Source organism: Oceanihabitans sediminis (assembly GCF_003337215.1).
Classification (GTDB): Bacteria; Bacteroidota; Bacteroidia; order Flavobacteriales; family Flavobacteriaceae; genus Oceanihabitans; species Oceanihabitans sediminis.
Genome location: NZ_QPIG01000001.1, coordinates 853,533 through 867,448, shown reverse-complemented (window position 1 = coordinate 867,448; position 13,916 = coordinate 853,533). Strand labels below are relative to the sequence as shown.

Sequence of the window (13,916 nt, the reverse complement as noted above, 5' to 3'; positions counted from 1 at the left end):
GTATAAGGTTGGGGTTATTCACAGATTTCAGTCAAAGAGTCTATCCACTCATTGATTAAACTAACGGCACTTTCATCTACTAAATTTCGGCCAATTAAAGGCATTTTGATACTTTCCTCAGTAGAATTCATCCTATAAGAAAGTACAGATCTTTCAAATCTTCCTGGCGAAACTATATGCGTCAAAGATGCATCAATATCTTCATCTGGTAGTACACATAATCCTAAGTTAGTAGAAGAATATTCTGTATCATGAAAGGATAGCCTAATAGGCCTATAAGAACAATGGGTATCGTCTGAATGACAATGTGCACAATTAGCATCTAAATAGGATCTTGCTCTTAACGAAAGATCCTTAGAGGAGTCTTTCCAATCTACAACGGTAGATATAGAGGAGGTATTAAAACTTCGTAAATAACCTAACTCTTGGAGCTTTTGAAGTTGGTTCTTAACATCTCCTGAAGGATAAGTATAATTACTATTTATATTTTGTGGCTTAACACCTATGGGAGAAGCAATATTACCTACTTTATGACAAGTCATACACTCAGACACAGATGGAATCCTGTAGTTTGTAGTTTTTGTAATACCTGCTTCTAAAAAAGAAACAGACACAAAACTACCTGAAGTATCTAATACCGCCTCTGTTTGATCTTCATTCCAAACATAATCAGAAAAAATCCATCCTGTTGGCTTTTTAATTAGCAGCCTTGTTTCAATAAATTTAGTAACGCCAGAGGGTAAAACATGATCATAATAAAAAGATTTAATAAGGATAGTCCCTACTGGAAAATCAAAAACCTCATAGTCAGATACAAAATTAGCAGAGCTGTTTTCTGGCATCCAGATAAATCGCATCTTTTTTGCATAATCCGTAAAAAGAGAAGAAATAGGCTTATAGGGTACAACGCCTATTACAGGATCTTGATTTTGCAAATCCCCTTTAAAAAAATTATAATCCGATAATTTTTCATAAGGAAATGCTTCTAAATCATAGTTTACTGGAGATTCGTAGGATACATATTCCCCATGAGGGTCATCATGAGAACAGGATATTAAAGCTGTTAAAAAAATAAGGAAAACAAACCTTATTGCTAGTATATTTTTCATATAAACATAAGTTTCCTACACAATATAAGAAAAAGCTATATTTAAAATGAAAAATATACTAAAACAATAAAAAAAATTATCCTTTTAAAGAAGCTTTTAAGTATTCTGTATTCATACGAGCGATGTTTTCTAAAGAAATTCCTTTAGGACATTCTACCTCACATGCTCCTGTATTTGTACAGTTACCAAAACCTTCTTCGTCCATTTGTTTTACCATGTTTAATACACGGTCAGTAGCTTCAACTTTACCTTGTGGCAATAAGGCATATTGAGAAACTTTTGCTCCAACAAATAACATAGCACTAGAGTTTTTACAAGTTGCAACACAAGCTCCACAACCAATACATGTTGCTGCGCTAAAAGCGTCATCTGCATCGTGTTTGTTTACTGGAATTGCGTTTGCATCTATAGTGTTTCCGGAAGTGTTTACAGAAACAAACCCTCCCGCGTGTTGAATTCTATCAAAAGCAGTTCTATCTACAACTAAATCTTTTATTACTGGGAATGCAGTTGCTCTAAATGGCTCGATAGTAATCGTATCGCCATCTTTAAACATACGCATATGTAACTGACAAGTTGTTACGCCACGGTCTGGTCCATGAGCTTCTCCGTTAATATATAAAGAACACATTCCACAGATTCCTTCACGACAATCGTGATCGAATGCTACTGGAGATTCTCCTTTATAAACTAGTTGTTCGTTTAAAACGTCAAGCATTTCAAGGAAAGACATATCTGGTGAAATATCATTGACTTTATAGTCAACCATTTTTCCTTTATCACTTGCGTTTTTCTGACGCCAAATTTTTAGTGTTAAATTCATAGTTTTCCTTATTTATAACTTCTTTGTTTTAACTCAATATCTTTAAATTCTAATTGCTCTTTATGTAAAACAGCATCGCTTGGTTCTCCCTTATATTCCCAAGCTGCTACGTAAGCAAAGTTTTCATCGTCACGTTTCGCTTCACCTTTTTGCTCACCGCTTTCTTCCACAGCGTCTTCTCTAAAGTGACCTCCGCAAGACTCTTCTCTGTGTAAAGCATCTTTTGCAAACAATTCACCTAATTCTAAGTAATCTGCTACACGAGTTGCTTTTGCTAATTCCTCATTAAACTCTTCGTTAGTTCCTGGAACCATAACTTCTTTCCAGAATTCTGCACGAAGTGCTTTAATTTCTTGAATAGCTTCCGTTAAACCTTTTACGTTACGTGCCATTCCAACTTTATTCCACATGATTTTTCCTAATTTCTTATGGAAATAATCAACAGAATGTTTACCCTTATTATTTAATAAACGGTTAAGTAAATCTCTAACGTTTTTCTCTGCTTCTTCAAATTCTTTTGAATCTGTAGAAATAGGTCCTGTACGAATATCATCTGATAAGTAATCACCAATAGTATATGGTAATACAAAATACCCATCCGCTAATCCTTGCATTAAAGCAGAAGCACCAAGCCTGTTTGCTCCGTGATCAGAGAAGTTTGCTTCTCCAATAGCGTATAATCCTGGAACAGTTGTCATTAAGTTATAATCTACCCAAAGACCACCCATAGTATAGTGAACCGCAGGATAAATCATCATAGGTGTGTTGTAAGGATCTTGATCTACGATCTTCTCATACATTTGGAATAAGTTTCCGTATTTGTTCTTTACAACTTCCTGACCTAATTTTTTAACAAGCGCTTTATCGTTAACATCTAAGTGTCTAACTGTCGCTTGCTCTTTTCCGTAACGCTCAATAGCAGATGCGAAATCTAAGTAAACAGCTTCTCCTGTAGCATTCACACCGTAACCAGCATCACAACGCTCTTTAGCAGCACGAGAGGCAACGTCACGAGGTACTAAGTTACCAAATGCAGGGTAACGACGCTCTAGGTAGTAATCTCTATTTTCTTCAGCAATTTCAGTTGGTTTTAAACGACCTTCACGAATTGCTTTTACGTCTTCAATATTTTTTGGAACCCAAATACGTCCGTCATTTCTTAAAGACTCAGACATTAAAGTAAGTTTAGACTGATGATCTCCAGAAACAGGAATACATGTTGGGTGAATTTGTGTAAAACAAGGGTTTGCAAAATAAGACCCACGTTTGTGAGCTTTCCAAGCCGCTGTTACGTTACTTCCCATCGCGTTAGTTGATAAGAAGAATACGTTACCATAACCACCAGTTCCAAGAACAACAGCATGCGCTGAATGTCTTTCAATTTCTCCAGTAATTAAGTTACGTGTTATAATTCCACGAGCTTTTCCATCTACAATCACCACGTCTAACATTTCGTGACGGTTGTACATTTTAATCTTACCACGACCAATTTGACGGTTCATAGCAGAATAAGCTCCTAATAATAATTGTTGTCCTGTTTGTCCAGCAGCGTAAAAAGTACGTGATACTAATACTCCACCAAACGAACGGTTATCTAATAATCCACCATATTCACGAGCAAAAGGAACCCCTTGAGCCACACACTGGTCGATAATATTTGCAGATACCTCAGCTAATCGATAAACGTTAGCTTCACGAGAACGGTAATCTCCACCTTTTACTGTATCGTAAAATAAACGGTAAGTAGAATCCCCATCTCCTTGGTAGTTTTTTGCTGCGTTAATTCCCCCTTGTGCTGCAATAGAGTGTGCACGTCTTGGAGAATCTTGGAAGCAAAAAGCTTTTACGTTATAACCTAGTTCTGCTAAAGTTGCAGCAGCAGAACCTCCTGCCAATCCTGTTCCAACAACGATAACATCAATATTACGTTTGTTTGCAGGATTTACTAAGTTAATCTTGTTTTTATAATTAGTCCATTTGTCTGCAATTGGACCTTTTGGTATTTTAGAATCTAAAGCCATATTTAGACGAGTTTTTTAGTGATTAAAATGATGAAATAATGCAATAAAAATGAATCCTAATGGAATAATAATCGCAAAAGCTTTTCCGAATCCTTTTAATCCTTTTGTGTATTTATTATTTGCTCCAACAGATTGGAATGCAGATCCAAAACCATGTAATAAGTGAAGTGCTAAAAACACAAAACCTACACAGTAAAAAGCTACTCTCCATAAAGGAACAAACTTTTCTTGTAACTCATGGAAATATCTGTACTCACCATTGTGCATACCAGACATATCTCCAAGAACATACTTTGTGTTCATTTCTGGAAACCAGAAATCGATAAAGTGAAGAATTAAGAATGCAAGGATAAAACCTCCACTCCAAATCATGTTTCTACTCATCCAAGTAGAATTTGCAGCTCCGTTGTTTTTCACATAAGCAATATTACGTGCTTTTTTGTTTTTAATTTCTAAGATGAATCCCATTACAAAATGGAAAATTACACCAAAAATTAAAATTGGCTGCATTAAGTATTGTACTGCCCAAAAGGTTCCCATGAAGTGAGATACTTCATTAAATGCATCTGGACTAAACACTGATAGTAAATTAATTACAAAGTGTTGTAAAATAAAAATCATAAGGAAGAGTGCCGATAATGCCATGGCAAACTTTCTTCCTATGGAAGAATTTAATATTCCGCTCATTATAATTGTGGTTGAATGTTTGTTAGACAAATGTAATACACCTCTTTAAGTGAAGCAAGTTTTACACCTTTTTTAAAATTTATTTAGAATCGATTTAATTAATAAACCTTTAAATCGGTAGGCTTTTTATTTTCTATAAAACAGTAATTAGCTTAAAAATTAGCTAGAACAAATTTTATTGTTATTAAAATATTAAAAGGAACTTAAAATTAAACCTCTTGTTTGTTTCCTTAAAGAGAAACGCTTTACTTTGAAGTACAGATATCATTTCTTGATGACAGAAAGCAAAATACATATTGAAACCTATCTTAAAAAAACCATAAACGATGAATCACTAAATCATTTAGTCTCACCTATTTTAGATTCGTTTCACAAATTAACTTTGCACAAAAACGACTTTCTTGTAGAAGAAGGCAAAGTGTGTAAATATTTCTGTTTTATAGAAAGTGGGATCTTACAACATTCCATTATGGTATTTGGGGAAGAGAAAACCACTTATTTAGGCCTGAAAAACACTTCTACTTCAGCACTAAAAAGCTTCACTCAAAATATCCCTGCTAGGAAAAACATCAAAGCTTTAAGCGATTGCAAACTTTGGGCTATAGATCAAAAGGCTTTTAAGCATTTATTAGAAAACAACCCTGCTTTTACTAAATTCTACTATAATCTAATTGAAAATCAAATACACCTGATTGACGATTACCGCATAAACCTACTAACACTATCAGCCGAAGAACGCTACAAAAAGCTACTTGCCAACGACCCAGAACTACTACAGGAAGTGCCGCTACACTACCTCGCTTCCTTTTTAGGCATCTCCTCTAGACATATGAGTAGAATTCGAAAAAACATAAATTAGTGCCATTTGGCTTATACAATCAGCTTTTCTTTAATTACTTTTGGGTGAACATATAATTTTACACAAATGAAATATCACCCAATAGACAAATCCCTTTTTATACAAAACAGAAAAAACTTTGCAGCCCAAATGAAACCTAACAGTTTGGCTGTATTTAATTCTAATGATATTTACCCTATTAGTGGAGATAGCACCATGCCTTTTGCACAACATAGAGATATCTTTTATTTAAGTGGTGTAGATCAAGAAGAAAGTATTTTAGTTCTTTTTCCAGACTGCCCTAACCCTAAGCATAGAGAGTTGCTTTTCTTAAAAGAAACCAACGAACATATTGCCATTTGGGAAGGGGAAAAACTTACTAAAGAAGCTGCTTTTAACACAAGCGGAATAAAAACAGTGTATTGGTTAAAAGACATGGAAAAAATCATGTTTGAAATGATGACGCAATGCGACACTGTTTATATAAACACAAACGAACACTATAGAGCTAATGTGGAAACAGAAACTAGAGAAGATCGTTTCACTAAATGGCTAAAAGACAGATACCCTGCGCATAGCGTAGCAAAAAGCAACCCGATTTTACAAAGGTTACGTTCTGTAAAAGACCCTTTAGAATTAGACTTAATGCAACAAGCATGTAATATTACAGAAAAAGGTTTCCGCAGAATTTTAAACTTTGTAAAACCTGGAGTTTGGGAGTACAATATCGAAGCAGAATTCATGCACGAATTCCTAAACAACCGTTCCAAAGGATTTGCTTACACGCCAATTATTGCTTCTGGAAATAATGCTAATGTTTTACATTATGTAGAAAACAACCAAGAGTGTAAAGCGGGAGATTTAATTCTTTTAGATGTTGGAGCAGAATATGCAAACTACGCAAGCGATATGAGTAGAACTATTCCTGTTTCTGGAAAATTCACAAAAAGACAACGCGAAGTTTATGACGCTGTAAACAGAGTAAAAAACGATGCTTCAAAATTATTAGTTCCTGGAACACTATGGGGAGAATACCACGTAGAGGTTGGGAAATTAATGACTAGCGAATTATTAGGATTAGGCTTATTAGACAAAGCAGATGTTCAAAACGAGAATCCAGATTGGCCAGCATACAAAAAATACTTCATGCACGGTACATCTCACCATATCGGTCTAGATACGCATGATTACGGAATATTAACAGAGCCAATGCAAGCAAACATGGTATTTACTGTTGAGCCTGCAATTTACATTCCTGAAGAAGGTTTCGGAATCAGATTAGAGGATGATCTTGTAATTCAAGAAAACGGGGAACCATTCAACTTAATGAGAAACATTCCTATTGAAGCGGAAGAAATTGAAGAAATCATGAATGCTTAACATAGCAAAACACATATTAAAAAAGTGAACCTTAGGGTTCACTTTTTTAATATTTCCTTAGATTCTAAATAGATTTTCAAAATGACTTTACAACACAAAGGCATTAATATTCATTATACCGACGAAGGTCAAGGAACAGCAATAGTATTCCTACATGGCTTTCTTGAAAATAGCACCATGTGGAATGCTTTTAAACCAGCTCTCACTAAAAAACACAGAGTAATCTGCATAGACCTTTTGGGTCATGGTAAAACAGATTGCCTAGGCTACGTGCACAGCATGCAAGAAATGGCAGATGCCGTAAAAGCAGTTTTAAAACATCTACGTTTACGCAAATACTATATGATTGGTCATTCTATGGGTGGATATGTAGCCCTAGCTTTTGCTGAAAATTTTGCAGATGCATTAAAAGGTTTATGTTTAATGAACTCTACTTACGAAGCAGATGACGATGAACGAAAAGCACTTCGTATACGAGCAAACAAGATGGTTCAAACAAATTTTGAAAATATTGTAAGAATGTCTTTTGCGAATTTATTTAGCGAAACAAGCAGAAAAAAATATAAAGCAGAAATAGATGAAGCACTACAAGAAGCTTTAAAAACCTCTGCCCAAGGATATGTTGCTTGCCAAGAAGGGATGTTATTACGAGAAGACAAGAAAGAATTATTTCATGCTTTAACATGCAAAAAACTATTAATTATCGGGGAAAAAGACACGATTTTAAATAGCGAAAAACTAATAAATGAAACGAATAACACAGATATAAAAACAAGAATTTTATCGGAAGGCCATATGAGTCATATAGAAAACAAAGAAGAATTCTTACAAGAAATATTACATTTCATCGAATAAATCAAGCCTTTAATCGTTAGCGTGGAATTATTATTTACATTTAAATCCCCTAAACTACCTAACTATGAAAACTTTAACAAAAAACCCTAAATTACTTCCAAGTTTAGTTTGCAGCATACTTGGACATAAATTTGAGATTACAAAAAAGGTGACATATTATGTAAAGGAATACAAGTGTAGCCATTGCAAAAAACAAGTGACTACAAACAGCAACGGTAACCTTATTCAGCTCACTCCAAAACGCAAAGAAATAAACTACATTTTAGAGCGAGTTCACAAGAAAAAAACAAAACAATTAAAAGAAGGAAGACCCTACTCCTGATTGTTTAACGCATTCCAGCCTTGCGCTTTTAAAGGAATTTTCGTTTCCGCTCTGGTTACCAAATGCATTCCTACATGAGGTTCTGTCATATATCCAATTACAGAAAAATTCGGATTTGCTTTTATCTTATTATAGTCCTCCTGAGAAATAGTAAATAGTAACTCATAGTCCTCGCCACCATTTAAAGCTACAGTGGTACTGTCTATATTAAATTCTTCACAAGCAGTAATTACCGTTGGATCTAAAGGAATCTTATTTTCATACAAGTCACAACCAACATTACTTTGCTTACATAAGTGAATGATTTCAGAAGATAAACCATCACTAACATCAATCATAGAAGTAGGTTTTACATCTAAATCTTTAAAAAGCTTCACAATATCTTTTCTTGCTTCCGGCTTCAATTGTCTTTCCATGATATAAGCATAAGGCTCCATATCTGGCTGGCTATTCGGATTTACCAAAAACACTTGTTTTTCACGCTCTAAAACCTGTAAACCCATATAGGCTCCTCCAAGATCTCCTGTAACAACTAGTAAATCATTTGGTTTAGCACCATTTCTATAAACCACATCTTCTTTTTCAACTTCTCCTATAGCTGTAACAGAAATCAATAAACCTGAAGTGGAAGAAGTAGTATCCCCTCCTACAACATCAATATTGTAAATCTTAGCAGCTGTTTCAATTCCCGCGTATAATTCTTCTAAAGCTTCTAATGAAAACCTATTCGAAACAGCAACAGAAACAGTAATTTGTGTTGCATTTGCATTCATAGCAAAAACATCAGATAAGTTTACAATAACAGCCTTATAACCTAAGTGCTTTAAAGGCATATAGCTTAAATCAAAATGCACACCTTCAACAAGAAAATCTGTTGTAACTACAATTTGTTTATCCTTAAAGTCTAATACCGCAGCATCATCTCCAATTCCTTTAACAGTAGATGTATGCGAAATATCAAAATGAGAGGTTAAGTGATCAATTAGTTTAAATTCACCAAAATCACTTAATGAGGTACGTTGTTGGTTTTTATCTTCTATCATATTGCAAAAATAAGAAGCTTATTTTTAATGCCTATCACATTTCAAAAAAATATAACATTCTCTTGTGAATCATGGATTTCAAAAGAAAAAATTTACACACAAAATACTAAGCTAAAATTTCTTTCAGCCCTTAAATTTATTAACATAACGACTTTCTATCGTTTATAAATTATTCCTATTATAACATATGCTAATATAATGTTAGTATATATGGTAATCCGTGACTTATATTGTATATTTGCACTCTATTTAGAGATAATCTAATTAAGAATATGATAAAAGTATCTGAAACAGCTAAAAAGAAAGTCATAGAACTTATGACTGAAGATGGCTATGACGCAACAACAGATTTTGTTCGTGTTGGTGTAGTAAGCGGAGGTTGCTCTGGTTTATCCTACAATTTAAAATTTGATAAGGAACAACTAGAAGAAGACAAAGTTTTTGAAGACAACGGTGTGAAAATTGTTGTGGACAAAAAAAGCTTTTTATACCTAATAGGAACAACTCTAGAGTATTCTGGTGGTTTAAACGGAACTGGTTTCGTTTTTAACAACCCGAATGCCAACAGAACCTGTGGTTGTGGTGAAAGTTTCTCCTTATAAGAAACCAGCCTAATCTTCCGGAACGGAAGATGTATGAAATTTTACAAAAAATATTATGACTAAATATACAGAAGACGATTTAAGAGAAGAACTAAAAACCAAAGAATACGAATATGGTTTTTATACAGATATTGAGTCTGACACTTTTCCTATTGGACTAAATGAAGATGTTGTTCGTGCTATTTCTAAAAAGAAAAACGAACCACAATGGATGACAGACTGGAGACTAGAAGCTTTCAGAATTTGGAAAGAAATGGAAGAGCCAGAATGGGCTAATGTAAAATATACGAAGCCTGATTTTCAGGCAATATCTTACTACTCTGCTCCTAACAGCAAACCTAAGTACGATAGCCTAGACGAAGTAGATCCAGAACTATTAGCTACTTTTGAAAAACTTGGAATTTCTATAGACGAACAAAAGAAATTAGCTAACGTAGCAATGGATGTTGTTGTAGATTCTGTTTCTGTAGCAACTACTTTTAAGAAAACCCTTTCTGAAAAAGGAATTATTTTCATGAGTATCTCGGAAGCTATTCAAGAGCACCCAGAGCTTGTAAAAAAATATCTAGGAACCATCGTTCCGCAAAAAGACAACTTCTATGCTGCTTTAAACTCTGCAGTATTTAGCGATGGTTCTTTCTGTTATATTCCAAAAGGCGTTCGTTGCCCAATGGAACTTTCCACGTACTTCAGAATTAACCAGGCAGGAACAGGACAGTTTGAAAGAACATTGGTAATTGCAGACGAAGGAAGTTATGTGTCATACCTAGAAGGCTGTACGGCACCAAGTAGAGACGAAAACCAATTACACGCTGCTGTAGTAGAATTAATTGCCTTAGACGATGCAGAAATTAAATACTCAACAGTACAAAACTGGTTCCCAGGAAATGCCGAAGGAAAAGGTGGTGTTTACAACTTTGTAACAAAACGTGGATTATGCGAGAAAAACGCAAAAATATCATGGACACAAGTAGAAACAGGATCTGCAGTAACTTGGAAATACCCTTCTTGTATTTTAAAAGGAGATAATTCGGTAGGAGAATTCTATTCTATTGCTGTAACAAACAATCACCAGCAAGCAGACACAGGGACCAAGATGATTCACCTTGGAAAAAACACCAAATCAACTATTATATCTAAAGGTATTTCTGCAGGAAAATCACAAAACTCGTATCGTGGTTTAGTACAAATAAACTCTAGAGCAGAGAACGCACGTAACTTCTCGCAATGTGATAGTTTATTAATGGGTAATGAATGTGGCGCACACACCTTCCCATATATCGAAGCTAAAAATAAATCTGCAATGATCGAGCATGAGGCTACAACAAGTAAAATTGGTGAAGACCAAATTTTCTACTGTAACCAACGTGGTATAGATACAGAAAAAGCAATTGCACTTATCGTAAACGGATTTAGTAAAGATGTATTAAATAAACTTCCTATGGAGTTTGCTGTTGAAGCACAAAAACTTTTAGAAATTTCTTTAGAAGGAAGTGTAGGATAAACAAGCCAGAAGGTTTTATTGAATTACTAAGCACCTATGAAAAAATTTATAATCGTATGCATTTTAGCTTTAAGCTTTGCAAGTTGTAAACAAGAAGCTAAATCAACCGAAGAAACTGTTGAAACTACAGAAGCTAAAACTGCTAATCAAAATGACGGACTAACACTTCTAAGAGGAGAGTTTGTTTATTATTCAGATGCAGCGGTTTTACAAACACCTAATCAAATTTATGGGGTGATTTTAAACGAAAAGCTTGACGAATTAAATAAACAAGCAGAACCATTTAAAAAAGAAGCTACAGATTTCGTAATGGTAGAAGTTAGAGGAAAAGTGCAAACAAAACCGGAAGGCGAAGAAGGTTGGGAAAACCGAGTAGAAATAAAAGATATACTGAAAGTTTCAGCTGTAGAGAAACAAGTAGAAGTAGTAAAATTAGGAAGCAAGAAATAAATTCAATCCATAAAACAGCTGTTGTACATAACAGCGTTTTAAATCTTGAGTTTTAAACATTGAAATATAAAATATGTTAAAAATTAACAACTTACACGCTAGTGTAGAAGGAAAGTCTATTTTAAAAGGAATAAACTTAGAAGTAAAAGCAGGAGAAGTACACGCAATCATGGGACCAAACGGTTCTGGTAAAAGTACTTTAGCTTCTGTTATTGCTGGAAAAGAAGAGTACGAAGTAACAGAAGGAAACATCCTATTACACGAGGAAGATATTGATGAGCTTGCAGCTGAAGAAAGAGCACACAAAGGAGTGTTTTTATCTTTTCAATACCCAGTAGAAATTCCTGGAGTTTCTGTAACAAACTTTATCAAAACAGCAATTAACGCGAATCGTAAAGCTAAAGGTTTAGAAGATATGCCTGCTAACGAAATGCTAAAGCTTATTAGAGAAAAAGCTGAATTGCTAGAAATGGACAGAAAATTCTTATCTCGTTCTTTAAACGAAGGTTTCTCTGGAGGAGAAAAGAAACGTAATGAGATTTTCCAAATGGCAATGTTAGATCCAAAACTTGCGATTCTAGATGAAACAGACTCTGGTTTAGATATCGATGCATTACGTATTGTTGCAAACGGTGTTAACAAACTTAAAAGCAAAGACAATGCTGTAATTGTAATTACACACTACCAACGTTTATTAGACCATATTGTACCGGACTATGTACACGTACTTTATAACGGTAGAATTGTAAAAACTGGTGATGCTTCTCTAGCACATGAGCTAGAAGAAAAAGGTTATGATTGGATTAAAGAAGAAGTAAACGCTTAACTGTTACGCCTAAAAAGGCAGAGTTCTACAAAATTAGAAAAACAGTTAAATTAAAAATATTTCTGCTTTAGCAGGAATGACAACAACATGGATTTAAAAGAAAAATTAGTTTCCTCATTTTTAGCTTTCGAAGATCGTGTAGATGTAGATACATTTGTACACGGTATTAGAAGTGAAGCTATAAAAACATTTGAAACAGAAGGATTCCCTTCTAAAAAGAATGAAGCTTGGAAGTATACCTCATTAAATAGTATTTTAAAACACGACTATAGTGTTTTCCCGAAACAAGAAAACCAAATAGATTATAACGATGTTAAAAAGTACTTTATTCATGAAATAGACACGTATAATTTAGTGTTTATTGATGGGAAATTTGCTTCACACTTATCTCAAACTACGCATGACGGAATAGACGTTTGCTTAATGTCTTCGGCTTTAAACAAACCTAAATACCGTTTAGTAATTGAAAACTATTTCAATAAAGTAGCTGGAAAAGATAGTGTTACTTCACTAAACACTGCCTTTGCACAAGAAGGAGCTTATATTCATATTCCAAAAAACAAATTGGTAAACAAACCAATTCAAATTATAAATTTCTCAACAGGAAGTGAAGCTGCTTTAATGCAACAACCAAGAAACTTAATTGTTGTAGACGAAAATTCTCATGTTCAAATTATAGAACGTCACCAAAGTTTAACAGACAACCCTGTTTTAACAAATAGTGTAACGGAGATTTTTGGAAATAAACGCGCTATAGTTGATTATTACAAGATTCAAAACGATAATCAAAATGCTTCCCTAATAGATAACACCTTTATCAACCAAAAGAAAGAAAGTCATGTTTCTGTACATACTTTTTCATTCGGTGGAAAGTTAACACGTAACAATCTAAACTTTTACCAAAATGGTGAACGTATAGATTCTACAATGAACGGAATAACTATTATAGGAGACAAACAACATGTAGACCACAGCACCTTAGTACACCATATCGAACCTAACTGCGAAAGCCACCAAGACTATAAAGGTATTTATGGCGGTAATTCAACAGGTGTTTTTAATGGTAAAGTAGTTGTTAATAAAGAAGCACAGAAAACTAATGCTTTTCAAGCTAATAACAATATCCTATTAGATGATAAAGCAACTATCAATACAAAACCTCAGTTAGAAATTTTTGCAGACGATGTAAAATGTTCTCACGGTTGTACAATTGGTCAATTAGACGAGAGTGCAATGTTCTACTTGCGTTCTAGAGGTATTCCAGAAAAAGAAGCAAAAGCTTTATTAATGTATGCCTTTGCTAATAATGTATTAGAATCTGTAAAAATTACAGAAATCAAAAAACGTATTAATAAGTTAATTGCAACGAAATTAGGAGTAAATATTGGTTTTGATCTTTAATTATTAGGAAGAAAAGCAACTAACAATACAACAAAATCATCGTAAGGATTACTTA

General features: G+C 34.1%; 14 protein-coding genes. 9 read left to right on the top strand and 5 right to left on the bottom strand.

What is annotated here, in order from left to right; all coding sequences use genetic code 11:
- Positions 1–14: 14 nt before the first annotated feature.
- From DU428_RS03885 to DU428_RS03870, 4 genes are all read right to left on the bottom strand, one after another.
- Entirely contained in the window at positions 15–1,109 is a 1,095-nt protein-coding gene (locus DU428_RS03885) for a hypothetical protein (RefSeq protein ID WP_113965836.1), read from the bottom strand.
- Positions 1,110–1,185: 76 nt separating this feature from the next.
- Positions 1,186–1,932: a succinate dehydrogenase/fumarate reductase iron-sulfur subunit gene (locus DU428_RS03880; RefSeq protein WP_072347432.1), complete on the bottom strand. Its 747-nt coding sequence runs from the start codon at positions 1,930–1,932 to the stop codon at positions 1,186–1,188.
- Positions 1,933–1,940: 8 nt separating this feature from the next.
- Positions 1,941–3,953, bottom strand: coding sequence for a fumarate reductase/succinate dehydrogenase flavoprotein subunit (locus DU428_RS03875; RefSeq protein WP_072347434.1), 2,013 nt, complete (start codon positions 3,951–3,953; stop codon positions 1,941–1,943).
- Positions 3,954–3,968: 15 nt separating this feature from the next.
- Positions 3,969–4,640 carry a succinate dehydrogenase cytochrome b subunit gene (locus tag DU428_RS03870; RefSeq protein ID WP_113965835.1) on the bottom strand — a complete coding sequence of 224 codons (672 nt, stop codon included), beginning with the start codon at positions 4,638–4,640 and terminating at the stop codon, positions 3,969–3,971.
- Positions 4,641–4,890: 250 nt separating this feature from the next.
- Here DU428_RS03870 and DU428_RS03865 point away from each other — a divergent pair, with 250 nt between their 5' ends.
- From DU428_RS03865 to DU428_RS03850, 4 genes are all read left to right on the top strand, one after another.
- On the top strand, positions 4,891–5,499 hold the full coding sequence (locus tag DU428_RS03865) for a Crp/Fnr family transcriptional regulator (protein WP_243633444.1): 609 nt from the start codon (positions 4,891–4,893) through the stop codon (positions 5,497–5,499).
- Positions 5,500–5,565: 66 nt separating this feature from the next.
- On the top strand, positions 5,566–6,858 hold the full coding sequence (locus tag DU428_RS03860) for an aminopeptidase P family protein (RefSeq protein ID WP_113965834.1): 1,293 nt from the start codon (positions 5,566–5,568) through the stop codon (positions 6,856–6,858).
- A gap of 81 nt (positions 6,859–6,939) precedes the next feature.
- Entirely contained in the window at positions 6,940–7,713 is a 774-nt protein-coding gene (locus DU428_RS03855; protein ID WP_113965833.1) for an alpha/beta fold hydrolase, read from the top strand.
- A gap of 64 nt (positions 7,714–7,777) precedes the next feature.
- Positions 7,778–8,035: a hypothetical protein gene (locus DU428_RS03850; protein WP_072347443.1), complete on the top strand. Its 258-nt coding sequence runs from the start codon at positions 7,778–7,780 to the stop codon at positions 8,033–8,035.
- Here the strand turns inward: DU428_RS03850 and thiL are convergent.
- The gene (gene thiL, locus DU428_RS03845) at positions 8,026–9,078 is read right to left on the bottom strand and encodes a thiamine-phosphate kinase (protein ID WP_072347445.1); all 1,053 of its coding nucleotides are present in this window, start codon (positions 9,076–9,078) and stop codon (positions 8,026–8,028) included. The two genes, DU428_RS03850 and thiL, sit on opposite strands and share 10 nt — an antisense overlap.
- Before the next feature lie 272 nt (positions 9,079–9,350).
- Here thiL and DU428_RS03840 point away from each other — a divergent pair, with 272 nt between their 5' ends.
- The 5 genes from DU428_RS03840 to sufD all read left to right on the top strand — a co-directional run bounded on the left by DU428_RS03840 (position 9,351) and on the right by sufD (position 13,861).
- On the top strand, positions 9,351–9,680 hold the full coding sequence (locus DU428_RS03840; protein ID WP_072347447.1) for a HesB/IscA family protein: 330 nt from the start codon (positions 9,351–9,353) through the stop codon (positions 9,678–9,680).
- Between the two features lie 55 nt (positions 9,681–9,735).
- Positions 9,736–11,184: a Fe-S cluster assembly protein SufB gene (sufB, locus tag DU428_RS03835; protein WP_072347449.1), complete on the top strand. Its 1,449-nt coding sequence runs from the start codon at positions 9,736–9,738 to the stop codon at positions 11,182–11,184.
- A 36-nt stretch (positions 11,185–11,220) separates the two neighbouring features.
- Complete coding sequence (locus DU428_RS03830; RefSeq protein WP_072347451.1) at positions 11,221–11,634, top strand: hypothetical protein; 414 nt, start codon at positions 11,221–11,223, stop codon at positions 11,632–11,634.
- 73 nt (positions 11,635–11,707) lie between these two features.
- Positions 11,708–12,460: a Fe-S cluster assembly ATPase SufC gene (sufC, locus tag DU428_RS03825; RefSeq protein WP_072347453.1), complete on the top strand. Its 753-nt coding sequence runs from the start codon at positions 11,708–11,710 to the stop codon at positions 12,458–12,460.
- Between the two features lie 87 nt (positions 12,461–12,547).
- Positions 12,548–13,861 (top strand): Fe-S cluster assembly protein SufD, encoded by a 1,314-nt coding sequence (gene sufD, locus DU428_RS03820; RefSeq protein WP_072347455.1) that lies wholly within the window; start codon positions 12,548–12,550, stop codon positions 13,859–13,861.
- Positions 13,862–13,916 lie beyond the last annotated feature (55 nt).